Annotated in this window: 28 protein-coding genes and 1 riboswitch; of the genes, 5 read left to right on the top strand and 23 right to left on the bottom strand. The window is 46.4% G+C overall.

Features of this window, described 5'->3' with window-relative positions:
* Window positions 1-83: 83 nt before the first annotated feature.
* Window positions 84-1,154 carry a glycosyltransferase gene (locus NSS67_RS08080; RefSeq protein WP_339319072.1) on the top strand — a complete coding sequence of 357 codons (1,071 nt, stop codon included), beginning with the start codon at window positions 84-86 and terminating at the stop codon, window positions 1,152-1,154.
* Window positions 1,155-1,219: 65 nt separating this feature from the next.
* Here NSS67_RS08080 and NSS67_RS08075 read toward each other — a convergent pair whose 3' ends face one another.
* From NSS67_RS08075 to wecB, 8 genes are read right to left on the bottom strand one after another with little or no spacing between them, the layout of a single operon-like run.
* Window positions 1,220-2,260: a glycosyltransferase family 4 protein gene (locus tag NSS67_RS08075; RefSeq protein ID WP_339319071.1), complete on the bottom strand. Its 1,041-nt coding sequence runs from the start codon at window positions 2,258-2,260 to the stop codon at window positions 1,220-1,222.
* Window positions 2,257-2,979, bottom strand: a complete 723-nt coding sequence (locus NSS67_RS08070) for a glycosyltransferase (RefSeq protein ID WP_339319070.1) — start codon at window positions 2,977-2,979, stop codon at window positions 2,257-2,259. Before NSS67_RS08070 ends, NSS67_RS08075 begins: the two co-directional genes overlap by 4 nt.
* 31 nt (window positions 2,980-3,010) lie before the next feature.
* Window positions 3,011-3,586, bottom strand: a complete 576-nt coding sequence (locus NSS67_RS08065) for a class I SAM-dependent methyltransferase (RefSeq protein WP_339319069.1) — start codon at window positions 3,584-3,586, stop codon at window positions 3,011-3,013.
* 7 nt (window positions 3,587-3,593) lie between these two features.
* Complete coding sequence (locus tag NSS67_RS08060) at window positions 3,594-4,310, bottom strand: glycosyltransferase (RefSeq protein ID WP_339319068.1); 717 nt, start codon at window positions 4,308-4,310, stop codon at window positions 3,594-3,596.
* A complete protein-coding gene (locus NSS67_RS08055) occupies window positions 4,307-5,284 on the bottom strand; it encodes an NAD-dependent epimerase/dehydratase family protein (RefSeq protein WP_339319067.1) in 978 nt (325 codons plus the stop codon). The genes NSS67_RS08060 and NSS67_RS08055 overlap by 4 nt, the downstream gene beginning before the upstream one ends.
* Window positions 5,281-6,120: an SDR family oxidoreductase gene (locus NSS67_RS08050; protein ID WP_339319066.1), complete on the bottom strand. Its 840-nt coding sequence runs from the start codon at window positions 6,118-6,120 to the stop codon at window positions 5,281-5,283. The genes NSS67_RS08055 and NSS67_RS08050 overlap by 4 nt, the downstream gene beginning before the upstream one ends.
* Entirely contained in the window at window positions 6,117-7,103 is a 987-nt protein-coding gene (locus NSS67_RS08045; RefSeq protein WP_339319065.1) for a polysaccharide biosynthesis protein, read from the bottom strand. Before NSS67_RS08045 ends, NSS67_RS08050 begins: the two co-directional genes overlap by 4 nt.
* Window positions 7,096-8,187 carry a UDP-N-acetylglucosamine 2-epimerase (non-hydrolyzing) gene (wecB, locus tag NSS67_RS08040; protein ID WP_339319064.1) on the bottom strand — a complete coding sequence of 364 codons (1,092 nt, stop codon included), beginning with the start codon at window positions 8,185-8,187 and terminating at the stop codon, window positions 7,096-7,098. The genes NSS67_RS08045 and wecB overlap by 8 nt, the downstream gene beginning before the upstream one ends.
* A gap of 166 nt (window positions 8,188-8,353) precedes the next feature.
* Here wecB and NSS67_RS08035 point away from each other — a divergent pair, with 166 nt between their 5' ends.
* On the top strand, window positions 8,354-8,737 hold the full coding sequence (locus NSS67_RS08035) for a hypothetical protein (protein ID WP_339319063.1): 384 nt from the start codon (window positions 8,354-8,356) through the stop codon (window positions 8,735-8,737).
* 260 nt (window positions 8,738-8,997) lie between these two features.
* On the opposite strand, the gene NSS67_RS08030 is transcribed toward NSS67_RS08035, so the two are convergent.
* The 3 genes from NSS67_RS08030 to NSS67_RS08020 all read right to left on the bottom strand — a co-directional run bounded on the left by NSS67_RS08030 (window position 8,998) and on the right by NSS67_RS08020 (window position 13,290).
* Window positions 8,998-10,461, bottom strand: coding sequence for a glycosyltransferase (locus NSS67_RS08030; RefSeq protein WP_339319062.1), 1,464 nt, complete (start codon window positions 10,459-10,461; stop codon window positions 8,998-9,000).
* A 567-nt stretch (window positions 10,462-11,028) separates the two neighbouring features.
* Entirely contained in the window at window positions 11,029-12,144 is a 1,116-nt protein-coding gene (locus NSS67_RS08025) for a glycosyltransferase (RefSeq protein WP_339320540.1), read from the bottom strand.
* A gap of 51 nt (window positions 12,145-12,195) precedes the next feature.
* Entirely contained in the window at window positions 12,196-13,290 is a 1,095-nt protein-coding gene (locus tag NSS67_RS08020) for a DUF3880 domain-containing protein (protein WP_339319061.1), read from the bottom strand.
* A gap of 251 nt (window positions 13,291-13,541) precedes the next feature.
* Between NSS67_RS08020 and NSS67_RS08015 the strand changes: the two genes are divergently transcribed.
* Entirely contained in the window at window positions 13,542-14,297 is a 756-nt protein-coding gene (locus NSS67_RS08015) for an AAA family ATPase (RefSeq protein WP_339319060.1), read from the top strand.
* A gap of 63 nt (window positions 14,298-14,360) precedes the next feature.
* Here the strand turns inward: NSS67_RS08015 and NSS67_RS08010 are convergent, their stop codons facing one another.
* The 3 genes from NSS67_RS08010 to NSS67_RS08000 all read right to left on the bottom strand — a co-directional run bounded on the left by NSS67_RS08010 (window position 14,361) and on the right by NSS67_RS08000 (window position 19,218).
* Window positions 14,361-15,776, bottom strand: coding sequence for a hypothetical protein (locus NSS67_RS08010; protein ID WP_339319059.1), 1,416 nt, complete (start codon window positions 15,774-15,776; stop codon window positions 14,361-14,363).
* A gap of 9 nt (window positions 15,777-15,785) precedes the next feature.
* Window positions 15,786-17,633, bottom strand: coding sequence for an LTA synthase family protein (locus NSS67_RS08005; protein ID WP_339320539.1), 1,848 nt, complete (start codon window positions 17,631-17,633; stop codon window positions 15,786-15,788).
* Between the two features lie 247 nt (window positions 17,634-17,880).
* A complete protein-coding gene (locus tag NSS67_RS08000; RefSeq protein ID WP_339319058.1) occupies window positions 17,881-19,218 on the bottom strand; it encodes a 5'-deoxyadenosine deaminase in 1,338 nt (445 codons plus the stop codon).
* Between the two features lie 67 nt (window positions 19,219-19,285).
* Window positions 19,286-19,384: riboswitch (purine riboswitch) on the bottom strand.
* Window positions 19,385-19,645: 261 nt separating this feature from the next.
* Here NSS67_RS08000 and NSS67_RS07995 point away from each other — a divergent pair.
* The gene (locus NSS67_RS07995) at window positions 19,646-20,125 is read left to right on the top strand and encodes a DL-endopeptidase inhibitor IseA family protein (protein WP_339319057.1); all 480 of its coding nucleotides are present in this window, start codon (window positions 19,646-19,648) and stop codon (window positions 20,123-20,125) included.
* Window positions 20,126-20,184: 59 nt separating this feature from the next.
* Here NSS67_RS07995 and NSS67_RS07990 read toward each other — a convergent pair whose 3' ends face one another.
* The 5 genes from NSS67_RS07990 to NSS67_RS07970 all read right to left on the bottom strand — a co-directional run bounded on the left by NSS67_RS07990 (window position 20,185) and on the right by NSS67_RS07970 (window position 22,378).
* Window positions 20,185-20,715, bottom strand: coding sequence for a GNAT family N-acetyltransferase (locus NSS67_RS07990; protein ID WP_339319056.1), 531 nt, complete (start codon window positions 20,713-20,715; stop codon window positions 20,185-20,187).
* Between the two features lie 208 nt (window positions 20,716-20,923).
* Window positions 20,924-21,340 (bottom strand): hypothetical protein, encoded by a 417-nt coding sequence (locus tag NSS67_RS07985; RefSeq protein ID WP_339319055.1) that lies wholly within the window; start codon window positions 21,338-21,340, stop codon window positions 20,924-20,926.
* A 4-nt stretch (window positions 21,341-21,344) separates the two neighbouring features.
* Window positions 21,345-21,647, bottom strand: a complete 303-nt coding sequence (locus NSS67_RS07980) for a hypothetical protein (protein ID WP_339319054.1) — start codon at window positions 21,645-21,647, stop codon at window positions 21,345-21,347.
* Window positions 21,644-21,991 carry a restriction endonuclease subunit S gene (locus NSS67_RS07975; RefSeq protein ID WP_339319053.1) on the bottom strand — a complete coding sequence of 116 codons (348 nt, stop codon included), beginning with the start codon at window positions 21,989-21,991 and terminating at the stop codon, window positions 21,644-21,646. The genes NSS67_RS07980 and NSS67_RS07975 overlap by 4 nt, the downstream gene beginning before the upstream one ends.
* Before the next feature lie 21 nt (window positions 21,992-22,012).
* Window positions 22,013-22,378 carry a nucleoside-diphosphate sugar epimerase gene (locus tag NSS67_RS07970; RefSeq protein ID WP_339319052.1) on the bottom strand — a complete coding sequence of 122 codons (366 nt, stop codon included), beginning with the start codon at window positions 22,376-22,378 and terminating at the stop codon, window positions 22,013-22,015.
* Between the two features lie 74 nt (window positions 22,379-22,452).
* On the opposite strand from NSS67_RS07970, the gene NSS67_RS07965 reads away from it, so the two are divergent.
* The gene (locus NSS67_RS07965; protein WP_339319051.1) at window positions 22,453-22,965 is read left to right on the top strand and encodes a GNAT family N-acetyltransferase; all 513 of its coding nucleotides are present in this window, start codon (window positions 22,453-22,455) and stop codon (window positions 22,963-22,965) included.
* 211 nt (window positions 22,966-23,176) lie between these two features.
* Here NSS67_RS07965 and NSS67_RS07960 read toward each other — a convergent pair whose 3' ends face one another.
* From NSS67_RS07960 to NSS67_RS07945, 4 genes are read right to left on the bottom strand one after another with little or no spacing between them, the layout of a single operon-like run.
* Entirely contained in the window at window positions 23,177-23,908 is a 732-nt protein-coding gene (locus NSS67_RS07960) for a sugar phosphate nucleotidyltransferase (RefSeq protein ID WP_339319050.1), read from the bottom strand.
* Between the two features lie 47 nt (window positions 23,909-23,955).
* Window positions 23,956-24,693, bottom strand: coding sequence for a glycosyltransferase family 2 protein (locus tag NSS67_RS07955; protein ID WP_339319049.1), 738 nt, complete (start codon window positions 24,691-24,693; stop codon window positions 23,956-23,958).
* Entirely contained in the window at window positions 24,690-25,673 is a 984-nt protein-coding gene (locus NSS67_RS07950; RefSeq protein ID WP_339319048.1) for a glycosyltransferase, read from the bottom strand. Before NSS67_RS07950 ends, NSS67_RS07955 begins: the two co-directional genes overlap by 4 nt.
* Entirely contained in the window at window positions 25,670-26,512 is an 843-nt protein-coding gene (locus NSS67_RS07945) for a glycosyltransferase (RefSeq protein WP_339319047.1), read from the bottom strand. The genes NSS67_RS07950 and NSS67_RS07945 overlap by 4 nt, the downstream gene beginning before the upstream one ends.
* Between the last annotated feature and the right edge of the window lie 206 nt (window positions 26,513-26,718).

The raw sequence follows: 26,718 nt of genomic DNA, 5'->3' as shown, positions 1-26,718 counted from the left end.
AATGCACATCAGCGTATCTTATAAACAGTAAGTCATATTTCAACGAGTCGGTATTGCTCCGCAAAAGGTCAGGAGGCGCGTGCATGAAAGTTTTATTCACGTTTTATATACCGAGTGGCGGGGTGGAGACTTTAAATAAGCTGCGGTGTGAGAGTCTCCAGCGTAGTGGGATCGAATGTCATGTCTTATATCTCATGCCTGTTTTAGGAAGCCAGAACAAGGCTAACTTTCCAGTGTTTATTTCCTCAATAGATGAGGAGATTAAAGAAGTCCTTGAGACCCATAATTATGATGCCATTATTGTTACATCCGATTATTTATTGCTGAAGCGTCTGCGTGAGCTCGGTTACGGCGGTATTTTGATATACGAATCTCAAGGACTTGGAAAACGTAGTCATGCGGAAGAACTAATCAAAGACGCTGTTCCTTATTTCCGCTCCTACTGTAATGCTGTTCTAATCCCTCCAACGAATCATTTAATGGAGCTGTTTATTGAAATCTGTCCATGGCTGCATCGGTATGTCATTCCGAATATTGTTGATGTCCATTCCTTTCAGCATATCCCTGCTGAGCCTCCCGCTGATCCGGTCATCGCTTGGGTGGGGCGTCTGGAAAGCAACAAAAATTGGCGGGAATATTTAAAAATTGCCCATCAAATTCGCCTTGCCAAACCAAATCTTCATTTATGGATGTTTCATGACCCTGAATTAGCCACAGAGGATCAAAAGCTGTCCTTCCAAGAAGAATTACAGACTTTAGGTCTAAACGACCGTTTGAGTACCTTTACCAATATCCCTAACCATGTGATGCCAATTTATTATTCCTCTATAGCTAATTCAGGAGGCTTTCTGTTATCAACTTCTATTACAGAGGGATTTGGATATGCCGTCGCGGAAGCCATTTGCTGCACATGTCCAGTACTTAGCACGGATTCCGACGGAGTCAGATCCTTTATTATGCATAATATCTCAGGTAAGTTTTATCCACTTGGCAACATCAAAACTGCCGTCAAAGAAGGGCTAGAGCTAATGAACAATATGCCGCTGAGAAATACAATCCGTCAGCAAGGAAGAAATTTTATGGTTACACATTACGGCAAGGAAAAATATGCTCAGTCATTTCGTGAAATGATGAATTCCTTTGGCATCTTTTAACTACAAAAGAACCTTCAAGCCACTTTATTGGTGGGATTGAAGGTTCTTTTATAATTCCGGGCATACTATGATGGATTCCTCGCTACAATTTCAAACAGCGCATTTTGAAATGTTTGCATACTTTTTTCCCAAGTGAAATGCTGTGAGGACTGTTCACCCTTACGAGCCAATCTTTGGCGTAAATCCGGGTCTCTGATTAAGGTGATAATGTCATCTGCAAGTCGATTCTCAAATCGGTAGGACATTAAGCAGTTGTGACCGTGCGAGCAATATTCCTTATTCCCACCGGAGTAAACCGTAACGAGCGCAGCTCCACAACGCATAGCTTCGATCCCTGGCAACGAGCCTGCATCATACGTACTCGAGCTCACAAATATGTCGCTCTCACTATAATGGAAACAGAGCTCCGTATCATCAGCAGGAGTCCTTATATGGTAACGCCTATCGGTCAACAGGTTTTGCAAGGTCGCGGATTCCGCATGTTCCCCGGGCGGAGAAATCAAATAAAGTTCAACATCTGGATGAATGGCTTTAACCTGGTTTAATTGCTGAAGTAAATATTCCTGCTCACGGTGAGCTGAGAATCCACCCTCTGGTTTTCGCATAATCGCGGAAACAACCAGCCTTTTTTTAGGATCACGAATATTCAGATTTTTAAAAATAGGGCTTACCCCAATCGGTACGATTCTCCCTTTAATTCCATGATTCTTCTGGATGATTTCTTGTTGCCAGCGTGATAAAACGAGTAGGTTAGATACAATATTATACGATGAAAAAGAACGGCTATTGTCAGGCAAAAAAGTAGGCTCATAACAAAGCGCCAATCGAACATGAATGCCTTTACCCTCTTCACTTGCTTGCTGCGATACCTCGACTGTAGTATAGAAGTTGGAGATAATCACATCTCCTTTAGGAAAATCGCTTGCCGACAGTTCACCTTCTTTGGCATAGATCAATTCACATTTCATTTCGTATTCTACAACACCATCGCTAGGTAAGAGGATCTGTACATCATGACCAATCTCAGTCAGACGGTTAGTCAGCTCTGCTAACATACGCTGTGCTCCGCCCCTCGTTAGAGTCAAAACAGGAAATATTAACTTCATTTCCTTCTCTCCTTTAGCAACAACCGCGATAGAACCCGGTGATGTCTTGCTTGTACCCGCTCAATCTCCTTCTTTTGCTCCTCACTGTGAATCACTGAGCCCATTTCATTATGAACTCGATAATCAAGCAGCGGTTCCTCAATATAAGACCATGCATAATACGGCAAAATACGCAGCCATAGATCATAATCATGTGTATATAAAAATTTCTCATTAAACTTCCCTAATGCGCGAAATATATCCATATGGAGAAGAACAGTGCTTCCATTCACCGGACAACCTAATATCATGGTCTCAATAAGGTGGGCCCTACTGTTGAATATCATACTTATGGTCTCGGAAATTCGCTCACCCTGCTCGTTAATATAATAGTAGGCTGTATAGTTAAACGATGTACCTGTGCTTTTGAGCATTTGCATCTGGTGTTTGATTTTATCCGGATGAAATAAATCGTCAGCACTTAGCCAGGCAAAATAGATTCCGGTAGCCGCTTCTATCCCTTTGTTTAGAGCGGAGGCGGTTCCTCCATTACTTTTTCGTATATAAATTATTTGATCCTTGAAGGGTTCCAGCTTCTCCATCCAAAGGGTAGATCCGTCATCGATTACAATGATCTCTATGTTCGAATAACTTTGTCCCAAGACACTTTGTATTGCACGATCCACATATGGACAGTTATAAAAAGGAATGATCACCGATACTTTAGGTTCTTCACTCATGCGCTCACCTCCTTCACCCGGAGCTCGGCTTCTATACTGTTTTGCATGCCAATAAGGCATCTACTGGAGCATGAACGTCACCGAATGCTTCACGAAACGATGGATTTTGAGCATGATGAAAGCCTTTAATTACAGTTACTGCATATCCTAGCTCCATAAAATCCTCCGGCTCCCATCCGCTCCGGTGCTTTTGAAAATGTTCACCTTGCAAGTGATAATGATCCGTTCCCTCCTGCGGAAAAAAACCCCGAGGTGTAAATACGACTACACGATTAAAGGCGATTCTCTCTGCCATTCCAAGTAATCTCTGTCCTTCCTTCCTTTCAAAATGTTCTATTGAATCGATAAAAGTGACCGCTGAGAACGTCTTAGGAAGGAATAATTTATCCATATGACAAGCGTCCCCATGCACCGGAATAATATGAGGTGATTTATATTCACGATGCATTAGGTAAGGCCTGTGAATTTCTAGCCCAATGACTACTGCGGCTTCATACCGTTCAAGCAGGGTACCGGTGCCGCTGCCAATATCCAGTATACTTTCACAGAATTTCAACTGATCCAATAAGATTGGCAGAAAGTCATTCACTTCGATTTCCCGGTACATAACCTTCTTACCCCCCCATAGAAGAGATCAAATGCTGCAGCGAGCCCTTGTAGCGAGCGTTTGTTGCAGCCGCCTCCGCCATAATTACATCGTAGTGCTTAAGCGTCCCCATCCCTTCATGATTACGATAGGCAGTGAGTGACTGATTCAGCATTGCTGGCGCATATCCGTTCAGAATCGCGCGGTACCATAAATCAAAGTCATGTGTATAGGGTAGTGATTCATCAAAAAGTCCAATAGCTCCAAATACCTCTCGCTTGAACATCACCGTGCAGCCATTAATTGGGTTACCGTGTAGAAAACAACGCAAGTACTCTAACTGATTTGGAAACAGAAGTGCGGCGTTCATCTGAAGTAACTGGGATTGACCGTTAATATAATTGAAGTTGGTATAAGAGATGAGCAGGTGATAATACTCCATAAATAACACCTGATTATTGATTTTGTCTCGATAAAATAAATCATCTGAGCTGAGCCAAACCACATAGTCTCCAGTTGAATGTAAGATGCCGTGATTCAGTGCGGAGGCGGTTCCTCCGTTGCTTTTCCCCAAATAATGAATTCGCGAAAGATAGGGGGTGATCAGATTGGTATGAACAGTCGAGCCGTCATCGACGACGATGATCTCGTAAGGCTCCCAAGACTGTGAAAACACACTTTGCAGGGCATGCTCAATATAAGGGCAGTTATAAAAAGGAATCACTACCGATACTTTTGGCCTCATATCATCCGTCCTTCCCAATTCACACGGCAATAGTCCAAAATATCTGTTAAGGACTGGCTAAACTCGATTTTCGGCTTCCAGCCCAGTGAAGTCACATCTACTTCCGGTGTTGCAGAGGCATCCGAAACTACCAGCTTATCCGATGCCACTCCGTTTTCCAGAATAGAGAGGTTAGCTTGTTCTGGTCCCCACTCCATCGGAACCGAAGCAACGGAGCGACTTATCAGCTGCTCCGCGATAACCCCTAGTTGCCGCTGTGTTCCTGAATCAATTCGATAGATGATTCCATTAGTTCCTTCGCGCAATATAAAGTCATAAGCTCTTACAGCATCGCGTACATCCAAAAAATCACGTAATGCATAACGAGAAGAAAGTTTAAAGGGAGGGATTTCTTCACCTGCATACACTTCACTACGAACAACATGCTGTGCCAGTAAAGAGCAGAAGCCAGTAGAAGGACCGGGTCCTATCAGGTTGCATGGTTCAGCCAGCAGAACTGGCTGTTTAAACAGCGTCCCCCAAGCCAGGGACACTAGTTCTTCTATTGTTTTGCTGAGGCTATATGGGTGTGGTGGTCCTGCCACCACACCCGGTTTGAATTTAAGACGGGAGCCTGCTACAAGAATCCGACTGGTTGGTAGGCTTCGCATCGCCTCTAGCAAATACAAAGTAGCCATCACATTCGTCTCCATAAAGAGCAAAGGGTTACGCCAAGACTCAGGCACCGAGTTGTTTCCTGCTAAATGAAGGACAGCCTCCGGTACAGTTTCCTTTATCATCTCAGCTACGTCCTGCCGATTGCTTAAATCACAGTGATAAATCTTCACGCCTTCTGGAAACAAAGTGGAAGCCTGGACACCAGATTGAGGGCGCACTACAGCGGTAACCTCAGCCCCTCCTGCCAAGAACAAATGAACGGCATGGCGACCGGTGAATCCGGCCGCCCCGGTAATAAGCAGTCTTTGACCTTTCATGAGGACATCTCTGACTGTTTCATCCAGTCAGCCAATTCTTGTAGCATTACGGGGTATGAAGGCAACGAAAAATTAACATCCGTCCTTGTATTCACTAACGTCCGATCTTGAACATGTTCATCCTCAGGGATGATCTCCACATTCGCTTTATGAAAAGCAGTCTGAATATGCTGAAGCAGCTCATACTTACTTACCGGCTTCGGATGTGCTAAATGGATCAGCCCCGATACCGTGGAATCCAGCAGCATATCCACCGCTTTAGCTAACTGGAGCGTAGTGACTCCGTTCCACATCACCCGGCGGTATCCTGAAACTTGACCACTCTGTGCCAGAAACCAATCCATCAGACCAATACCGTCTGGGCGGATTTCCGGACCAATTATCGAAGTGCGGATCGTAAGGTGTCCTGGTTGCCGCACCTCGCCAAGACTTTTCGAGATTGCATATACAGAGGTTCCATCAGGAACATCTTCTTCTGTGTACCCGCCGCGTGTTCCTTCGAACACGCAGTCGGTACTGATATGAATGAGTCTTGCATGAACAGCTTCCGCCATTCGCCACAAGTGGTGAGGAAGAAAGCCATTTACGTGGTAAGCCCCAATTTTGTCACGTTCTGCGAATTGATTGAGCACCCCCATCGCATTAATGATGCAGTGGGGGGAGACGATATCGACCAGCTTCTCTACTCCAGCTATATCGTTCGCATCTACATACAGCCCGCCAAGATCACTCTTATCCCGGGTTGTATGGAAGACGTGATGCTTGCCACGGCTACGAAAATAATCCGCCAGCATATGCCCCGCCATACCGTTTCCACCAAGGATAAGCAGCTTCATTGCAGAAACCCTCCCCGGATCAAGATACTTTTGATCTCTTCCTGATCCATTAGATTCGTCTCTGAACTAAAGCTATTAAAGGAGACAGGAGGATAGCTGCTATAATGTGCCTTTAATTCCGGCATGTTCAGTGTTGGGAGAATAACTAGATACTGTTCATCGTAGACTACGGTAGTTAGGCTCTCAAAATCGCTCATTAAAATCTCGTGTATTTTCTCCCCCGGACGAATTCCGGTCTCAATAACACTTACGTTCGACTCTCCAGATGCCTCTATTAACACCTCAGCCAGATCTATAATCCGGCAGGTCGGCATCGTCATGACAAAGATTTCTCCGCCTAAGCTAACCTCGGAAGCTTTAAATAACAATGTAATCGCATCGCGTAATGTGAAGAAGAAGCGGGTCATTTTCATATCGGTAATGCGTACCTGTCCCTTATCCTTGATCTGCTTCATGAACAAATGCACTACACTGCCGTTCGTACCGAGCACATTGCCTCCACGTACAGTAACGAACCTGGTGTTTGAGCCAATTAGATTAGCATAGACAAACAATTTTTCCCCAATCGCTTTGGTCATCCCATAGAAGTTGGACGGATTCGCGGCCTTATCAGTAGAGATGTAAATGGCTTTCTCGACCCCATTCACAATGGCAGCTTCGATCACATTTTGGGTACCGACTACATTGGTTTTCAGTGCTTCATAAGGCTGATCTTCACAGACCGGAACATGCTTTAGTGCCGCCAAATGGAACAAATAATCAACGCCGCGGCATGCAGCAACCAGTGCATCCTTGTCACGGATATCGCCAATGATAAAGCTGAGACGGTGATCCTCGAACTCTCGGCTCATCGCCACCTGTGCGGATTCACTGCGGGAAAATACGATGATTTCTTTAGGATTTTGTGGCAGAAGTTGCCTAATTAGTTCATGCCCCCAGGAACCGGTGCCGCCTGTGACCACAATCCGTTTATTATTAAACATGCAGGTTCCCTCCAAGCAAAAATTTAACTACCTTTACCGAAACATCCGGAGTCAAATATCCTTCCGGAGCCTCCCAATCCCGATGGAGCGCCGTCATCAGCTTAACGCTGCGCAGAATACTTTTCTGATCTACACCTGACACTACATTACTTCCGCAATCCACCGTTTCTGGACGCTCCGTTGTTCTGCGGATCGTAACTGTTGGCACTCTCATCAAACAGCACTCCTCCTGTACGGTCCCACTGTCGGTGATGGCACACAAAGCGTGCTGCTCCAAATAAACAAAATCAAAAAATCCGAAGGGCTCATGAAATTCAACTAGTGGGTTCATTGGAAGAGAAAATTGCTCGGTTAGTTTGGAGCGAGTGCGAGGATGAATGCTGCATATTAAACGAATTCCAAAATGCTCAGCCACTGCGTTAAGACCTGACATAATTTGTACAAGGGACTCCGGATCATCTACATTCTCAGCACGATGTGCTGTAACAAGGAAATATTGACCTGAGGTAAGATTCAGCTGCTCCAGAATGTTGCTAGCCTGGATTTTTTGTTCAAAATGAGTCATGACCTCATGAATCGGATTTCCTGTTAACACAATTCGTCTGCTTGGGAAGCCTTCGCTGATTAGATGTCTTTTGCTCTGCTGTGTATATGGCATATTAATGGTTGAAACGGCATCTATGACACGGCGGTTTTTCTCTTCGGGCACTTTTAGGTCATAGCAACGGTTCCCCGCTTCCATATGCACCACCGGAATACCCATTCGTTCCGCCAAAATCGCGCATAACGCGCTATTCGTATCCCCCAGAAGCAAAACACGGTCTGGCTGCTCTTTCTGTAAAATGCTCTCTAGCCCTCCGAACATGGCGGCAAGCTGCCCGCCGAGTCCTGCTTGCTTATCCTGCAGCACATAATCCGGTGCTCGCAGGCCCAGCTCGGCAAAGAAAATGCCGCTGAGACTGGCGGTAAAGTTCTGGCCGGTATGCACCAGAATGTGCCGCTCTGCATGTTCGTCGAGAAGCGGAATGATTACACTGAGGCGGATGATTTCAGGCCTCGTGCCCAAAATCGTCATGATCTTCATGAGTTCACTCCCCTGCCTGTTTGATAATAGTCTGACTTGGCTCAGTCCGTTGGACTGAGGCCGCTAATAGCCTGGATGGGCTGTTAGCGGGATTGGGGCCAATTTGCGGGACTGAGCCAATTTACGGGATTTAGCCATTTGCGGGATTTATACCGCTGATTTTGCGGTGCCGGCTGGTTTCCCGGTAATCTGCGGGATTTATACCGCTTATTTTGCGGTTACGGCTGGATTCCCGGCTTTCTGCGGGATTTATACCGCTTATTTCGCGGTTACGGCTGGATTCCCGGCTTTCTGCGGGATTTATACCGCTTATTTCGCGGTTACGGCTGGATTCCCGGTAATCTGCGGGATTTTTACCGCTTATTTGGCGGCGCCGACTGGTTTCCCGGTAATCTGCGGGATTTATACCGCTTATTTCGCGGTTACGGCTGGATTCCCGGCTTTCTGCGGGATTTATACAGCTCATTCGGCGGTTACGACTGGGTTCCCGGTAATCTGCGGGATTTTTACCGCTCATGTCGCGGTTCCGGCTGGATCCCCGGCAATCTAGTGCATAAATACCCCTCTTTCCTCTCATTCGGCCGAATTCGCGGCTTTCTAGGGGATAAATACACCTCTTTCCTCTCATTCGCCAACATTCGCGGCTTTCAAGGGGATAAATGCACCTCTTTCCTCTCATTTGGCCGAATACGCGGCTTTCTAGGGCATAAATGCACCTCTTTCCTCTCATTCGACCGAATTCGCGGCTTTCTAGTGTATAAATGCACCTCTTTCCGCTCATTCGCCCACATTCGCGGCAATCAGAGGCATTTATGCCGCACGCCGCCGCCCACCCCGGCGGGCCCGGCGGCGCTTGCCCCCGGCGGTGCTCCGCCGCCGGACAGAACCTTTACGCCGCTTGCGAGCAACGCGGCGCAAAACCAACGGCCGCCCGCTTCGCCGGCGCGCCCGGGCTTTGCCGCGCCGCTTGCGGGCGACGCGGCTCGGCAGGCCCTTGCTTCGCGGCAAAGCCGGCGACGCTGCGGGCAATTCAGGCAGGACAGCGGGTGCGTCCACCACGCTGTCAGCCTCGCGCACCGGTGGTGCGCTGCAATAGCGGAGGCTCCACATCTCCGCAAGACCCTGCAGGCGGCTCCGATAAGCCGCCGGACCATAAACGGCGTCGACGCGCTCCCGCGCTTGGGCGCCTATGGTTATCGCCAGTCCCGGCTGCGCCAGCATGACGTTGACTCTTTCTGCCAGCGCAGTAATGTCCGACGCAGGCACGAGATTGTCGCCGCAGCCCGCTGCGTGCAGAATTTCCCGCAACCCCCCGGAGTCGTAAGCGACCACGGGTTTCCCAAAAGCCATTCCTTCCAAAGCTGTCATTCCGAAGCCTTCGCGGATCAGACTGGGAACAACCAGTACATCCATAGCGCAATAAGCAGATGGAAGGCATTCAGCATAACCAACAAATTTAAACCGGGTATGCAGTCCCTCAAGCTTTACCTTACGCACACAGCGATCATAGTAGTTTTTATCACCTGCTGAACCTATAACAACAAATTTCGAGTTTGGATGAGCCGCAAACACAAGGACAGCCATCTTCACGAAATGTTCCAATCCTTTTTCCTTATTAATAAAGGAAGAAATATAACCGACCAGCTGCTCCTGCGGTTTAATCCGCAGCTCTCGCCGTCGTTCGCCCCGAAGCTTGCTCCAAGCTTCAATCATCATCTCTTTATCATTCCAAGAAGGGGGAAGCTGGATCACTTTCTCCGCTCTCACTTCCTCTGGAAAGCAAGCTGCTGCCGTCTGTGAAATTGATAGAATCTCATCACTATTCCGATGAATCAGCTCTACACTAATGTGTGTGTATTCATTGTTTGTTATCGTCTCTGATATTTTCCATACCACCGGAATACCCAGTGACTTGGCAGCCATTGCTGGCAAAGCATGCACACAGGTACTTGTAATAATAAATGCCGGACGCAGAGAGGTCAGCCAGTCTGTTAATTCGTGATACTCCCTGCTTTCCTGGAATTTACGAGCATCCGCCTCGAGCCCTGCATAAGGAGTGTACATTCCATATAAAAGAGGAATCGAGAGCAACTGTACACTTATTCCGCAGCTTCGAGCCTGAGTAGTCAGCTTGCCGTCCTGAGGTGCAACGAGAATACAATTAAAGTACGGAGAAAGCTCCTGAGCGAAAAACAACAACAGCTTCTCCGCTCCTGTAATACTGCGTGTATTGGATACATGTGAAAAGAGGACGATTGTAGCTTTATCAGCCATGGTGTTTCGGCGCTCCCTACGAGGGCCTGGAGCAGCCATTCACCTCCCTAAAAGTTTTACGAAGTGTTGCTTATTTTCTTACTTCGCAGTAAAACTCACTTCGGAAGCATTCGATTAGTTTTACGAAGCTTGTCGTTAAAACTCTATACCTCACACTAAAATTCACTTTAGAAAAAGTCGCTCCCGACCAAATCTCGTCCCGTAGTTTCCACTTCACTCTGAACTCCGACCTATCACTCCCGAGCCTCGCCCCATCGCTTCCACTTCACTCCCGAGCCTCGCCCCATCACTTCCACTTCACTCCCGAGCCTCGCCCCATCACTTCCACTTCACTTCGAGCTCCGCCCTATCACTTCCACTTCACTCCCGAGCCCCGCCCTTACCGCTCCCATAACCCGACTTTTGCTTCTACTAAGCTATACAAGCTACTCCAGACGCGGCTTCTTTTCATCGGGTTACAGGCATACGCTGAGGTCCGGTTCTACAGTATATCGAGGAAAAACAGATGCCGGCACGACACCTGTCCCCTGGTAAGTGCACATTTCCATATCCTATTCAGACACAAACCTAGCCGTAAATTATCTTTAACAGCTGATGAATACGTTTTGCGTAGGTATGATCCTTGAGCGTCCGTTCAAACGCGCGCAGTGCGATCGCCCGGCGTTCCTCCTCATGGGTTAGGTAATAACGGATCTTATCCATCATCTCCTGAGGGCTCGCAAAGGTCACAATTTCTTCATCCGGTTTGTAGAAAGATCCCATATCATCTCTGGCATCTACTAATTGCAGCGTGCCCGTTGCTGCAATTTCAAAGGTACGCGGATTAGGAGAAACAGCTGGAATCGAGAGAGTGTTATTGTTAACTACTTCATCAATGTGCGAGCGGTGGAGGTTAATCACTATTTTGGAGCCACTGTAAGCTACTGCTGTTTCTTGCGGTGACATCCATTTACCAATTTCAATTCGATCTCCGTAAAGCGAAGCCTCAGGCAGACGATCCCACCAGATGCCATTTATTACCGTGTTATAGTTCATCAGGTCAGGAAGAATCTCACGGAAGAAGTTGACCCGGTTCCAATAAGCAGAGCCAATAAAGCTAACTTCCCGATTCACTGACGAACGCGTTGTAGTAGGACGATAATGTTCCAGGTGGGCGGCAAAGGGGAGATAATGAACTTCAGGGCAACCGAGTCCCCGGTAGAAATCTATACAATTCCGTTCAAGAGTGAATACAAAATCGTAATGCGCCACAATCTTGATCGTAAAATCAGTGTAATAAGGATCATCTGTAAGCCAAATAGCTGTCCGGACGCCACTAGAGCGAATAGCATCTATCTGCTCAAGCGGTAAGTCCATCCCGTCCAGCACCAGTACCAGATCCGGTCTTTGCGCTGCAACCAGCTCTATTAGATTTTGACGCACATCCGTAATCGTGACTTGAGCTGTTAATTTTTGCAGAGCGCAAAGAACCGCATCATCTAAAGGGGAGTACGGGTATCCTTTGCCAGAAGCGACGTACATGACATGAATATTTCGTACAGGAAATACTTCTTCTGGGCGACCATTCAAAATCGCAAGGCGCCCCCGTAAATAGCCCTCATCATAACCACCCTTGAAACCACTCAGACGACCGCGTAGCTTTTCTTCCTCTGGAGGTGTTAGCGGCAATGGTGGTGTAGGCATAATAAATTCATGATTATTCATAATCCTCGCTCCTTTATCCCGTTATAGATTTTATACACGTGAAGCAATCACATTCAGCAAATGAGGTAAACGCGCAGTGAATGTATGGTTGCGGATTGTAGTCCGTAATCCCCGTAAAGCGTAGATTCGACGCTCTTTTTCATGCTTCAAATAGTAATCAATCTTCTGCTGCAATTCCTTAGCGGAGCCAAAAGTATCCAGATCATAACCAGGTCGATAAAAGTTCCCCAAATCCTCACGAACATCCGTAAGCTGCATAGTTCCGCAGGCGCTGATCTCATAGGTACGCGGATTAATGGAACGTGAAGGAAGGCTGTAGCTATTCCGGTTATCCTGGCCCACTTCCCACGGACGGTGAATATTAATGACTACTTTTGCACCACTGTAGTAGTTGGCTGTTTCTTCAGGTGGGATAAAGCCATTGCTAATAAAAGGTACTAGTTGGTCATAGTTTGAAAGACGCTCCCAGAACCCTCCAGCGATAAGCACCTTCTTATCCTTAAGATAAGGTGCCAGTTCATCGAACAGCACTGTCCGGTTATGAAATGCATTGCCAATAAACACAATGTCATACTGATACTTCGGGCTGGTACGGCGTGGGTAGAACATCTTTGGATTGACACATAGTGGCAGATAATGAACAGATGACACCCCAAGTGATTGATAAAACTCCACACAGCCCAGCTCATGTGTAAATACGTGATCATAATGCCGACAAATGACCGAAGTGTCCGCTGTAAAATAAGGATCATCCACAAACCAGATGGCGGTTGGGATGCCTAGCTTTCTTATCTCTGAAATCTGCTCTAAATGATTTTCCGGGAATACATGAAGCCCATTCATTACTAGCACTGCCCCAGGCATTTCCCGTGCCGCAGTTTCCAGCATCGTTTCAGGACTGCTTATTACAAGCTCACTTACAAGCTGCTGCAACGCCTCCGTCACGCCAGTGTCGATCGCCTGAAATCCTTGAGGAACATACATTAACTTAAATGGTCGGCCGGCTTCGACCCCTGGAGTATTCAGACGCTGTACAGCCTCACACATGCCAAGACGATATCCTTCGTGATAACCGTCGCGATATTCACGCGGATGCTTGTGTTTTTTTCTCTTTCTCGCTTTCACGGCCTTCACCCTACCCCGTCGTATTCTCAAGACAGTATAACTATATGCGGAGTCAGCACTCGCCTCATGGACATCTGTCATTACTAGAATTAAATTGGCAGATGTCCCCTGTCTTTTGCCCGGCTTGCCCGAACCTTAGAAGATTTCATCCACTCGCAGGATGCTGGTATACTATAAAGGTCTAGCTTGAGGCTCTAGCTCATCCTATCTGTCCGGAAATGATTATTTATAGAATTCACAAGGGGGACACTATGAATAACACCACGCTGTACTTACGCCATGCAGAGCTGCTTCGTGATCTGGTTCCATCGTTCCAAACCTATCCATTTCATCTGCCAGCCGTACGAACACTGGATCGTCTTATTTTTCAAAAGCCAGTAACCTTTATTGTTGGGGAGAACGGCACAGGGAAATCCACCTTACTAGAAGGCATCGCTGCCGCTTGGGGGTTTAACCCAGAGGGTGGAACACTCAACTTCTCTTTTAACACTCGTTCCTCGCATTCGAGTCTTTATGAATATTTCAGAATTGCTAGAGGGGTTAGACGTCCGAAGGATGGCTTTTTTCTACGCGCGGAGAGCTATTATAATGTGGCTTCCTACATTGATGAATTAGATGAACAGCCTGGTTTCAGCCCACCGATTAAGAACTCCTATGGCGGTAAATCACTGCATGAGCAGTCCCACGGAGAGTCTTTTTTTGCAGCATTCGTTCACCGCTTCGGAGGTCGTGGTCTTTATATCCTCGATGAACCTGAAGCAGCTCTATCTCCTCTGCGGCAAATGTCTCTCTTAGTGCGTATGCATGAGCTAGTGCAGCAGGATTCACAGTTTATTATCGCCACTCATTCTCCCATTCTGATGTCCTATCCCGGAGCTGAAATCTTTCTCCTAGAGGGAGAGGGTATTCGATCAGTCGCCTTGGAGGAAACGGAACATTATACCGTGACCAAAGCGTTTATGAATGACCGTCAGGGTATGCTGCGTGAGCTATTAGAGGATGATTAATAAGCATAATAAAAACAGCAAGTCTCCATAATCGGAAACTTGCTGTTTGATTTGTTCTATAAATTAACGTCTTACAATTCCCACTAGCTTGTGCACAACCCAACCGAACATGACAACAACCATCATATCAAAACACACATTAAACAAGAATAAATGCTTACCGATGTCAGCCCTTCCGTCCCCAAGAATCGGAACCAAGAAGGAGAAAATCCCTATCAGTCCTAATAACATCAGCAGCTCACCGGCAACTCTTCCCCGAACATCCCGGCTACGGAAATATTGGAATAATGCCCCGGCAAAATACACCAGATAGAATAGGGTAAGAAATCCAAGCGTATGCGGAATATGCTTGTTCTTGAATTCGCTCCACCCGCTGTAAGTGTATGATAATGCGCCTGCTGGCTTATTCTCACTCTTCTCGTAGTTCCCTAGATAATAAGGGCGAATCGCCATACTGTTACTCGCAGCATATTCCATATTATCTATTAACCGTCCCGGATGCTTTAGATAGAAGAACAACACATCTTTATGGGATACTCGGTCGTAGAAATCCGGTACCAGCGATGGATCATCCTGTTTAATGACTGTATCTGTCTGAAAATAATTCGTACCGGCAAGTACCTCCAGCCGCTCCGGCAAACCAAGCTCCTGCAAGTCTCCTTTAACATCCGGCGATTCGTTCAAAATACCAAAAAAGACGGTCTGATACAGGTTAATATGCTTCAGCTCTTTTGGCGCTGTCACGTACATAACGATGGATACAAGAAATATAGCAATCGAAAAGCGTAAAGCCAGCTTCCTCCATTTCCGCTCACCGTCAAGTGTCATAAACCGAAGGAAGATCAGCGCAAAGGCAATCCCAATCGGTGCATTCTGAATTTTTGAGGTGACCAGAAAGAGAATCGCGATAAAGAACAAGGTCAATCCTTTAGTCGTTGGCTTCTCTTGACTTGTTAGTCTTAACCCCAGCGCAAAGGTCAGCAGCATGAACACCATCGATACCGGTTCTCCAAACAAGGAGTTAAAGTAGGCCAAATACCCGATATCGTAGAATACAAACAGAATAGCTGCACCTAACAGTAATCCCGTAACATAAGAGCCGCGAGCATTATACTTCACCAGCAGCCAGGTCGCCACCAATAGAAGAAGACCATAGACTACAGCAAGCAATCTAATATCAAAAAAGCTTCCATGGACGAGCCCGCCGATCAGCCTTGGTACAAGTACGAGCAAAATCTGTGAGGAAGGATAAAAGCCACTGAACAAATTATCATACGCAAAACGAGAGTGGCTGTAATTAAAAAACTGGTCAGCATAAGATGCAGCAGTATCATAGTAGTTCAGACCGATGGTATTCATCATACGCAGGAAATCTCCATTATCGGCAACTCCAATAAAAGGTCCTACGAATAGCAAATAAATAATGAGACCGCAGCCCGCAAGACCTACGAGAACCTCCGGTTTAAACAACCTTTTCATAATACCCCCCTATCTCTGTGGTAACAGCTTCACATATTCGTCGGACAAGTTCATAAGCTTCAGTACATACTCATAATCGCTCTGATATTTCGAGAAGTCTGTTACCGGCTCCAGCGTATCCAGCGACACAGCTTCACCATCTGCGAATTCTTTTCCAGGTACATAGAGAATCTCATCATTAAAGAAGGAGCCGGAAGGCAGATAGTAACGCATCCCAAAAACATTACGATCAATGTTGAGCAGGTCATGACCAAAGGCTGTAAATCCCTCTTGTTTTAGTGAAACCCCAAGTAAATTAGCGATCGTAGGAAAGATATCTAGTTGTCCTCCGGTACGCTCTACTCTTTGCCCTTGCTCCATTCCCGGCACACGAACAATTAATGGAATATTAAAGCGGCTGATCCGGGAATCGTATGGAATACCAAGCGCGCTTTCCACTTGCTCCGGCGGAACATCCTGAGGCTGCAGGCCAAAGTGATCGCCATACATGACTAGCACAGTGTTATCCCACATTCCATTTTTCTTCAGTCCTTCTATTAATGTACCTATGGCATAGTCGGTATAGTTAATAGCGGTCAAATAATCACCAAGCATCGTATCCTTCAAATTATCAGGCACCGTAATTTTCTTAAAGGAATCTGGAATTTTGAACGGATGATGACTGGATGCCGTCACCATCTGTGCGTAGAAAGGCGTTCCTTTCTTCTGCAACTCTGCCAATTTCTCGACACCCGTAATATACAGCTGTTCATCGGAAGCACCAAACGCATTAAAATGATCATTCGTAAAATAATCTTTGTCATAATACCCGTTAAATCCAAGCGCCGGATATAGCTCGCTCCGATTCCAAAAGCCTACTTTATTCACATGAAAGGTGTACGCCTCATATCCTTTATCTCTTAGCAGTCGCGGTAAGCTTGGCAGTTCTCTGTCCCCGAATCCGGTGGACATTGCTAAAGTACCAATCGGATAAATAGACGTATTGCTCATAAACTCAGCGTCAGACGTATTTCCCGGACCTATCTGCTGGTAGACATGAGGGAAATAAAAGCCCTCATCCGCTAACTTATTCATGACTGGCGTCAGTTCTTGACCATCCAGGGATTGATGCAGCGGGAAATTTTGAAAAGCTTCCAATTGTAGCACAATTACATTTTTGCCCTTTTGTGAGCCAAAATAATCAGGAGTCGTACCCGCCGGCTTGTCACTATATGGATAGGAAGATTGCAGCGCGTCAACCTTCGCAATCGTATCCTTAATATCACCAGTTCCAATGAGATTGTTATCTTCATTAATCTTAATCGCTGCAACAACTTCATAATTTAGAAATCCAGCGTTTTCTGCCTGTACAAGCTCATTCGTAATCCCCCGAGTGGAGTGGACAGAATACGCCGATAAAGAAAGACCCCCGATAATGGATACCAGAATCACCAGCGTATGCACTAATCCTGTCTTCCGGGAGCTAAAGCGCTCACGCGGGTAGGTCTTACCCTGCAACCATCTGCGAATCAAACCATAGATTGCGAAGATTACAAAATCCGCGAAGAATAAATAATCAATACTCTTTATGGTAGACTCTACGCTTGCCTTCACTTGAAATACCTGATTGATTTCAGATAAGGCCAGATAGGTTGGCACAGAACCAAAGTGATTAAAATAAACACTGGCTGCAAATAGCACCAGCGATAATAGACCGTTAAATATCCAATACACGGTTGTTCTCAGCCGAGCTGGCGTAATCACTGTTAGAATCCCCATGATAAATAGGACTGGTGCAACATCCGCTACAATCCACTCCCAAGCAATTCTATCAAAGAACAACACTCTCAGTAGCAGCAGCTTTAACCATAACAACATAACAACGATAAAGAAATGGGCTCGATCGGGCCCGTGCTTTTTCACTTTAATATCCCCTCTTACATATTCATTTGTTCGAAATATAAAATCTATTCTTGTTTCTTGTAAAATATCAGGCTGTTCTAGTATAGCAATACTTACTTTTTTTATCAAAAATGAGCACCGTACACCTACACTACAAACAGAGGATACACCGCTGCCCTCACAGCTTTGGAACATCCCCTGTTAAACCTTGAATAGCGTATTTTCAGACGATCGAAGTATACTTAAGCAATCTTTTAATAGAACGGTTAGCTTCATTTAGAACAATTTCTTTATCTACAGTCTTCAGCAAACCTCTTTCCATGACGATCTCCCCGTCGATAATCGTGGTTTCCACATCCGCTCGGGTAGCGGAATATACAATTCTAGAAATGGGATCTACGTCGTAGGAGGGAAAGGTATGGAAATTGTAGAGATTCAGGAGCACTAGGTCTGCTTTTTTGCCTACTTCGATACTGCCGATCGAATCCTCCATCCCTACCGCCTTTGCCCCACCTATGGTCGCCATACGAAATACACTGCGGGCATCCATCGTCGTCGGCCCATGTTGAGGCTTCTGAATAATCGCCGCGAGCCGCATCTCATTAAACATATCCAGATTGTTATTACATGGAGCGCCATCCGCCCCCAGACTTAGAGACACATGCTCATGCAGCATCCCAGGTGTATCCGCAATTCCGGAGGCCAATTTCAGATTGGAACCCGGGCAATGACTTACATGAACTCCGCGATCACGCAGTATCCGCCGCTCCTCAGCGTCCAGCCATACACAATGCGCCAGTATTAAGCGCTCATTAGCTAATCCTAGATGATCCAGGTAAACGATGTTACGCATGCCAGTCATCGCTTGCACAATCTCAATTTCCCCTAAATTCTCAGAAGCATGGGTATGCACCTTCACATCATACCTTGAGGAGAGATCTCGCACCTCGGTTAACAAGGGCTCAGTGCAGGATATTACAAAACGTGGAGAGAACGCATATTGAATCCGTCCATTGCCATAGCCATTCCACTTCTCAAGTAAATCCACACTTTCCTGCAAAGAAGAAGCGGTATCCTCCTGAAGTGCTTCAGGCACATCTCCCCCTTTTTGATCCATCATCACCTTGCCGGATAAAGCCCGGATTCCACTTTTAGCAATCGCCTGAAAAGCAAAGTCCGTATGATGGACTGTCTCCATATCAACGATTGTAGTGGTTCCACTGGAGATCAGTTCCCCGATACCGAGCATTGCCGAATAATAAAGGGACTCCTCATCATGCGCGGCCTCTAACGGCCATATTCGTTTACGCAGCCAATCCATCAGCTCCAGATCATCTCCCTTACCACGGAACAACGTCTGGCATAAATGAATATGCGTCTGAATAAAGCCCGGTATTAATGTACGGTTCGTAGCATCAATGATCTTCTCGCCATTCTGCGGGATCAGGCCAGTGCCGATTTCAACGATGATGCTGTCCTTAATTCGAACATCCCCGACAATCATTTCCTCCCGCTTATTCATTGTGATGATTTCGGCATTTTTAATCAAAATGGTTCCCATGGCCCTTCTCCCCCTCAATATCCATTTACTCACCGCTTCATGCTGTAACACAAAAAGGCCACAAAAATATGCCTTAGCATATTTTCGTAGCCAGAAATTTACGGTTTCCGGTAGAGACCCTTAAACCAATTATTAAGGATATACGAAAAGTAAAACTATTCTATTCCAAATTTGAATAAACCAATCATAATTTAAAGACAGGTTTAATGTCAATATAAGTTATTTAAAATAACATAAAACCCTCATAAAGATTACCAAACGATTAAAACTAATGATAATTCCTCTTTAAGTGTAATAAAAAATAACATTAATAATGATTTCCCACACTATTAATCATAACAGCTCTTAAATTCCGCTTTTTATACTCGTCCAATTACCCGAACCGACAGCCTCGCTTTTAATAAAGTAATAGCGAGGAGGAGATCAAATGCCAACCATTTCTCAAACACCAATTGAGCTACAAGCTTTCATTGCCGCTGCCGAAAAAGTATGGTTCGAGGTCTACGATTCTGCCGATACTCGTAGAGCGATCCACGTTGACGGCGCCGATTATTATCGTCTTCCGGTTAGATTCAGTACCAGGTCAAAGGTCATTTCGTTTTTCAGAAAGTATTGGGGCATTACAATGAGCAATACTATGTTCTGTAATTTACAAACCGTTTCTAGAAACAACAGGCTCTATGTAATATCGGGTGATACAGGAACCATTTCTTTTATTCCAAGAAGACTCACCATCACGGGTCGCACTTCAACGAGAATACGCCTTACAGCGGTACTGTCGATTGATGATACGAGCGATGAAGATATCGTTAATGTTCGTTACCTGATCGGCGTATCAGGAAATAGGTTGCTCATCCTTAACCGAGATCAAAAAAATACCGACCCTCGATACCAAACATGTCGTTAGAGGAATAAAGAAAAAAAGGTCCAGAGGATAACCCTCTGAACCTTTTTTTATGTTAAAGATTAATGATCACGTTCCGGTTTCAGCACCTTCTCGAATACTGGAAAGTTTGCCGTGCGGTCCGGGAAATCTACTTCACCTCTACGGTCATAACCAAGTCGAGGATAAATTTCCAGTGCTCTAGTATTCTTCGCATAAGTATCTAGCCGGATACTTGTGTAACCATTATGCGCTGCGTATTCCTCTGCGAAAGTAATTAACCTAGTCGCAATCCCTTTTCCCTGAATATGTGGATGAACTGCTAAACGATGCATAATCAGATGTGGCCCTTGATTTTGCTTCCACTCGATCTTCTTATATTCCTCAGAGGCATTCTCATCCAGCACAAGAATACCTGCGATGGCTTGGTCCTCTTCACATACATATAAGGTACCTTGTGCGATGTCCAGTTCGATAATCTCTCTATTCGGATAGCGCTCATCCCACTGGTCGCTTCCAGCGGCCTGCATAACTTGTACACATTTCGAGATCAAATCCATGATCTCTTCGATCTCATTCTGCTTAGCTTTTCTGATCCCATTTCCTACTTGCATCCTGCTATCCCCTCTTTCTTATCGACATCTGAATACCGTCTAAATAGATTCTTTTTTTAGAAGTCTATCATATACAGAGACAAATTCCGATAGTAGGATGATTCCAGAAAGGATGCAGTCCCTCTAAGTCGAGGGACACGGAATGATCAGGATAACGCGTGACAGATCAGATCTCCGGGTCCCTTCCTCTTAATTTACTGGCATCTGCTCAGTTAAACTCCAGCTTATGCCCGTCCTCGAAACCCTTGGCGAAACCGGCGTCGAACCCCACGTTGTACGCTTCGGTGTAGCCCTGCTGAAAGGCGTCTGCCGGTGGCGTTTCCGGCGAAACGCCTAGGTCCGGGGGGAGCGGAATTACCTGCGGGGCAGGTGGAGCTTCGACAACCGGCACTACATGTACTGGCGCGTGAACAACCCTTACCTTTCGAACAAGCTTGCGGCGGAGCCTTCTTTTCTTACGTATCAAAATGCCTCTCTTCGACTTCCCATAACGAACGATTTTTCTAGTAAGCCCTCTGCGGGATTTGCGGGCTAGACCTTTACGAACTCTCGTTTTCCGCGAGAGCAGCAATGTGCGTCTGCGTGTTCTGCCTGAACGTAATGTTCTAAGGCTCTTTTTCTTCATCCTTCTATTCCTCCTGTGCTCCATGATCTCTAGAGATTCCTACGGCGTATGCCTTACTCAGCCATGGCGCAGCAGGAATTCCCCGTTTCGGTCGATGCAGTGAAATCCCGGACATCATCCGGCACATCGCACTCTGATACCCACTTAGGATTCTAATATTGTCGCTCAATTTGCGGGCCGTCAGCTCAGATTGCCCCGTCAATTCGGCGATGCTCTCCAAGATGGCCGCCAAAGCAGCCTGACTACGCGAAATGGAGCGGATCATCTCCAGCTTGACGGCATGTTCAGAGAGACGGTCCCCGCTCATTTGCTGTCTTCTCCAAAACTGAACCCATCACCTGACATGTCTCCGAAACCTTCCCCGCCACCTTCATCTTCACCACTGCCCAGCACAGCTTTTAAATTGCTGTAAAGTCCATTCTCCAGTTTAGTCAGCCCTTCGACCATCTCCACAATGACTTCGTGAATAGAGAGGGATTCCTTTAGCTGCTCTCCGTGGGATTCGAAAGCTCTAGCGTGGATATGATGCTGTGCCCATTGTTTTACCTTTTCAGCTTCAACCGCCTTAGCTTCCAGAATCATCGCAATGTTCCACTGGATAGTGGCGGTCGACTCCAGCATTTGCAAATAAGCCTGTTCTCTGCTCATCATCCGCCTCCTGCTCCTATAGCGTTATTCTTCTTCGTGACCGTTCAATTCCTTAATTACTCTGCCTACCCCTTCAGCCATCGCTTCTTCCAGATCCGCAAGTGCATTCAAGTAAGAAATTATATTCTTGTTTACCTGAGTTGAGCTTTCGATCATCCCGCTGATACCTTCAAAATCGGGATTCGCATCTGGCAGATCGTGGACAATTTGCGACATACGTACAGCCACGTGACGCTCGGCGTCTAGAATCCGCGCCATCTGTTCGTGCGTATGGGCCATGTGCTGCAGGACTTTGGTTATTTTATTCTGCACCTTCATGTCTCCTTTGCTCAAACGCCCTGCTACAGCATATGCGGCAGAAGCCGGGACGGTGCCGGGGAATAAAGGCAAGTTGCGGCTCTCCTATAAATGGATTAATATGTGAAATACGCATTCCTTAATCTACAAAGATTGGAGGGGGAATTATGAAGCTTGGAAGCCAGCGGATCGATTTAGTACCATTAAATGCTGCAGAGCTCTTGTTAGCCACAGAAAACTACGCAGAGCTTCAGCAGCAATTGGGTTTAAATGCCCTAAGTGCCGAACTTGACGATGACATGCAATATGCGATGAAAATAAGGTTAAAAAAGGTGCAGCAGGATCCGGAGCAATACCTATGGTTGACCAATTGGGCCATCATTCATCAGAAAGATCAATGCATTATTGGGTTCATTATTCTCAAAGGTTATCCGAATGAAAAAGGCGAGGTTATTATAGGCTACGTGATTGATGAGAAATATAGAAGAAAAGGATACGCTACTGAGGCATTAATGACGATCAATACGTGGATTTTCAGCCATCCCCATGCCATCTATGTAATCGCAGATACTGAAAAAGATAACATAGCCTCGCATAAAGTATTAGAGCGCTTAGGTTCTAAGAGGTACTTAGAGACCGAGGATTTGATCTGGTGGAGAATCACAAAAGAACTTTCATAAGCTCTCTGCTCACATCCGCGCACAATGAAAATATTAAGTCTTTTATTCATCCAGACCTTTCGCAGGAATTAATACTTTAGCCATCTTAGCATCATTAAAAAAATGTACTTTTGCAGGTTTTTATCCTTGATCGGTCCTTGCATATACCCAAGCATAAACGCCTTCGGTGTCACTTACACTTTCTATTATTTGCAAAAAAAAGCACTGCCACTTATGGCAGTGCATCCTTCAGCTTCTCCCCCGCTTCCCGCAGAGACTGGAACGTACCCGCATCACTCCACCAACCCTTAAGGATATCATAGCTAAGCCTGCGGTTAGCAGCATATATATTATTTACATCCGTAATCTCAAGCTCCCCTCTCTTGGAAGGGGATACTTGGCGGATAATGTCAAACACAGCTTCATCGTACATATAAATACCTGTTACGCAAAATTTGGTCTTGGGATGCTCGGGCTTCTCTTCGATATAAGCAATCCATGCAGAATCTTGACTATCGAACACGGGAACACCGTATCTACGCGCGTCGTCCACCGGTTTCAGCAATACCTTGGCTGTACCTTCAGGCTGCCGGAGATAGCTCTCCACGTAAGGCGTCAGATCATCCATAAACAGATTATCACCAAGCAATACGACAAACCGTTCCCCAGGGAAAATGAATCCTTCTGCCAAATCTAGCGCCTCTGCAATGCCTCCAGCAGCTTCCTGAATTTTATAGGTCAGAGATACACCAAATGCTGCACCGCTGCCCAAAAAATCCGTGTACAGACCAGCAGACTGCTTGCTGATGACCAGAAGAATGTCGGTAATCCCTCCCCGGCGAAGCCGATCTATGCCGTAACAGACCATAGGATATTTGCCGACCGGAAGCAAATGTTTGTTCATAAGCCGGGTCAGCGGTTGAAGTCTGGATCCTGTTCCGCCCGCCAGTATGACTCCCTTCACTTACTTTCCTCCTCTTTATCTAAGTCCTTTGCCTTCGGATCTGCATTTCATATGAAACTCGTTGGATCCACATTCCATTTATTCATAAAGAGCTTCCGATTTCGTTCTACCAGTTCCTGCAGTCCGGTGTGATATACCCGCTTAAAGCTTGCACTTCCTTCATGGTGTACCAGACAATCACCTGCGATAAGCAACCGGTATCCCTTTAGCCTGGCACGATAACAATAGTCATCGTCCTCGTAATGTCCAGGTGAGTATCCCTCATCCAGCAGACCTACGGAAGTAAGTAGCTCTCTTTTAAATAAAAAACATAATCCTACCAACCGTTTAGTCTCCATCCATTTTTGAGGATTCGAACGGTTAGTTTTCTCTGCAGCCTTATGAAAACCCAACAGGTTCTCATAATCAGTCTTCACCTGTTGACGTCCACTCGCATAGTTTGTCACTGGTCCAACAATACCTACTTCAGGAGCACTATATAGCGATCGCTTCAGATTAGTTAACCATCCGTAAGAAACCACCACATCATTATTCAGCAGCAATAATTCATCACCCGATGCTAGCAGTAGGCCCATATTACATGCGGATGGAAAACCTCGATTCTCAGGCAATGAAATAAACGTTATTCGATTCGCGCGACAATAGGCATCCGTTCCGTCTGACGAAGCATTGTCTACAACGATAATTTCATAAGGAGGCGGAGTATAAGCACGAATAGATTCCACACAGGACCGCAGTAGAGGCAGCGCATTGTAAGTCGGAATAATAATACTGGTCAGCGTCATATCCGGTTCCTCCAAGCCGCTACTTGTCTGCGGTATTCGCGCTGGGTTTCGCTATTTAGCAGGCCCCCATGATCTCGCCGGGAAAGAACTTCAAGTAGAGCCTCGGCGTGATCCCCTATGATCAGTTTCTCCACAGCATTCCCAGCTCCTATGTTCGCCTGACGCAGCCGATTATGCTTAATAACATTCACCGTTCCAACTTTCTCCACCTTTAGCTTCTCCAATACAGAACGGGCTTGGGCTTTAGGAGGAACTATTAATTCACGGTAGCCTATGGTCTCAAGCGCACGCCGGGAGAGCGCGTGAGGGACAGCCGTCATAGAGCTAACTCCGAGATCGTAACGTCCAAGAGCATAATTCAGAAAAAGTTTACTGCGAGTGACATCATCACATAATCCAAAAGAAGGCATCAGTGGATCCAAATCATTTAGAGCCACATCAATACCGCCATCTACCGCAGCGGCGAATATTCCGAGCTGCGTTGCAGGAATAACCATATCTCCATCTAGGAAGAGCAAAATATCTCCTCGACTCAGCTTCGCACCAATAGCTCGCCCCACATCATGTCCGACAGACTCCGGACAATGCACAACTACAGCTTGACGATGTTGTCTGGAAATTGGAAAGCTGCTATCGCTGCAACCGTTAAGCACGACGATAATTTCCGCAGGGCCCAGCCGCGAAACCTGATGTAACAGACGTCCTAAGGTCTGTTCCTCATTACGCGCGGAGATAATGACTGACAAGGTCCCACGTAAACTCGGTATTTTCAGTGACTCACGACCTACCTTTGATTGCCGAGAAAGAATCGGCGATCGAACGACAGCAGCGCCTCCTCTTACAGAACGACTCGCTGCCCTATGGCGGGGTGCCAGTGTTGTATTAGCTTGACTAGATGCTGAACGTTTCTTTATCGTACGAGTTGCTGTTCCTCGTCGAACGGCGGAGCTACCAGACACTTGTAACTGAGCTACCATCATCTCACCATCTCTCTACGCCGGGTTCCGTCGCCAAACCCCGCTCTGTTCCCCCTTTGATCGAGCAAGAGGGCTAGAGCCTCCAGATGATCTGCTGTAACCAACTGTTGTAATGGATCTTTGCCGTTTTTTTTGCGCCTCACCGCATTCAGTTTCCCTACAGGCACTTTGTGAACAGCTGACACACGTAAACCACTCAGAACTGCCTGAGCATGTGCCAGAGGAGGACGCGATAATAATTCACTCCCTAAGATTTCAAGTGCTCTTCGGCTGATTGCGTGCGGAACTGCCGTCATCGAACATCCTTTTAGATCCGGACGGCCAAGCAAAATATTGAGTGCATGTTTGGACAATACCACCGGATGGGGCGATAGTTTTCGTACAGGTCCGGAATAATCATTAAGTGCTATGTCTGCGCCCCCACTAACAGCGGTGACGAAAGGACGTAGCCCCGAGGCAGGAATCACTAAATCTCCATCTGTAAACAATAGGATCTCTCCCTTGGCTACCTCAGCTCCGACACTGCGACCAGCGTCGTGTCCAAGTGGCAACTCATAGGAAATAACATGCGCACCAAGCGAAAGGGCAATTTCTGCCGTTCGATCGGCTGATCCGTTGACAACAACAATAACCTCGCAGCGTGGATGGACCCCTCTAGCTCCGGATATCACTCCAGCAATGGTCTTAGCTTCATTCATGGCGGGAATAATAACAGAAACATAGGGATTAGGATGGTTAACTATAGGAGCTACGGCGACTTGCCGCACTGGGCGTGAAGTCCGCCGCTTGATCCGAGAGACCCGCCGTCCCGTGCGGCGGGCAGAAGTACGTTTGGGCTTCATGCTCATCCACCTTCCTTACAGAGCCTATTTATCAGGCTGAGGGTTACATCACAGTTTATGTAGTACACTGAACAGGGTAACGGCCATTGTCTCCTGTCGCTTGGAAAACAGGACAAATGTACATTGTACTCACCGTCAAACTTCGGCTGAGGCATATTTGCTCATACGAAGCCGCTATCGGACGCAGCTGACCCTAAACGCCGTTT

The organism is Paenibacillus sp. FSL R10-2734, assembly GCF_037963865.1.
Lineage (GTDB): Bacteria > Bacillota > Bacilli > Paenibacillales > Paenibacillaceae > Paenibacillus_AQ.
The sequence above is the reverse complement of the archived record's forward strand: the minus strand, read 5'-3'. Positions and strand labels throughout refer to the sequence as shown.

Coding starts and splice junctions, on each gene's coding strand:
- NSS67_RS08025 (WP_339320540.1), bottom strand. CDS start 12,144: ATGCCTACACCACCATTGCCGCTAACACCTCCAGAGGAAGAAAAGCTA.
- NSS67_RS08065 (WP_339319069.1), bottom strand. CDS start 3,586: ATGTACCGGGAAATCGAAGTGAATGACTTTCTGCCAATCTTATTGGAT.
- NSS67_RS08080 (WP_339319072.1), top strand. CDS start 84: ATGAAAGTTTTATTCACGTTTTATATACCGAGTGGCGGGGTGGAGACT.
- NSS67_RS07950 (WP_339319048.1), bottom strand. CDS start 25,673: ATGATGGTAGCTCAGTTACAAGTGTCTGGTAGCTCCGCCGTTCGACGA.
- NSS67_RS07965 (WP_339319051.1), top strand. CDS start 22,453: ATGAAGCTTGGAAGCCAGCGGATCGATTTAGTACCATTAAATGCTGCA.
- NSS67_RS08055 (WP_339319067.1), bottom strand. CDS start 5,284: ATGAAAGGTCAAAGACTGCTTATTACCGGGGCGGCCGGATTCACCGGT.
- NSS67_RS07975 (WP_339319053.1), bottom strand. CDS start 21,991: ATGATGAGCAGAGAACAGGCTTATTTGCAAATGCTGGAGTCGACCGCC.
- NSS67_RS07945 (WP_339319047.1), bottom strand. CDS start 26,512: ATGAAGCCCAAACGTACTTCTGCCCGCCGCACGGGACGGCGGGTCTCT.
- NSS67_RS08070 (WP_339319070.1), bottom strand. CDS start 2,979: ATGAGTGAAGAACCTAAAGTATCGGTGATCATTCCTTTTTATAACTGT.
- NSS67_RS07980 (WP_339319054.1), bottom strand. CDS start 21,647: ATGAGCGGGGACCGTCTCTCTGAACATGCCGTCAAGCTGGAGATGATC.
- NSS67_RS08030 (WP_339319062.1), bottom strand. CDS start 10,461: ATGGCTGATAAAGCTACAATCGTCCTCTTTTCACATGTATCCAATACA.
- NSS67_RS08015 (WP_339319060.1), top strand. CDS start 13,542: ATGAATAACACCACGCTGTACTTACGCCATGCAGAGCTGCTTCGTGAT.
- NSS67_RS08000 (WP_339319058.1), bottom strand. CDS start 19,218: ATGGGAACCATTTTGATTAAAAATGCCGAAATCATCACAATGAATAAG.
- NSS67_RS07995 (WP_339319057.1), top strand. CDS start 19,646: ATGCCAACCATTTCTCAAACACCAATTGAGCTACAAGCTTTCATTGCC.
- NSS67_RS08005 (WP_339320539.1), bottom strand. CDS start 17,633: ATGTTGTTATGGTTAAAGCTGCTGCTACTGAGAGTGTTGTTCTTTGAT.
- NSS67_RS08075 (WP_339319071.1), bottom strand. CDS start 2,260: ATGAAGTTAATATTTCCTGTTTTGACTCTAACGAGGGGCGGAGCACAG.
- NSS67_RS07985 (WP_339319055.1), bottom strand. CDS start 21,340: ATGAAGAAAAAGAGCCTTAGAACATTACGTTCAGGCAGAACACGCAGA.
- NSS67_RS08045 (WP_339319065.1), bottom strand. CDS start 7,103: ATGTTTAATAATAAACGGATTGTGGTCACAGGCGGCACCGGTTCCTGG.
- NSS67_RS08050 (WP_339319066.1), bottom strand. CDS start 6,120: ATGAAGCTGCTTATCCTTGGTGGAAACGGTATGGCGGGGCATATGCTG.
- NSS67_RS07990 (WP_339319056.1), bottom strand. CDS start 20,715: ATGCAAGTAGGAAATGGGATCAGAAAAGCTAAGCAGAATGAGATCGAA.
- NSS67_RS08060 (WP_339319068.1), bottom strand. CDS start 4,310: ATGAGGCCAAAAGTATCGGTAGTGATTCCTTTTTATAACTGCCCTTAT.
- NSS67_RS07955 (WP_339319049.1), bottom strand. CDS start 24,693: ATGACGCTGACCAGTATTATTATTCCGACTTACAATGCGCTGCCTCTA.
- wecB (WP_339319064.1), bottom strand. CDS start 8,187: ATGAAGATCATGACGATTTTGGGCACGAGGCCTGAAATCATCCGCCTC.
- NSS67_RS08010 (WP_339319059.1), bottom strand. CDS start 15,776: ATGAAAAGGTTGTTTAAACCGGAGGTTCTCGTAGGTCTTGCGGGCTGC.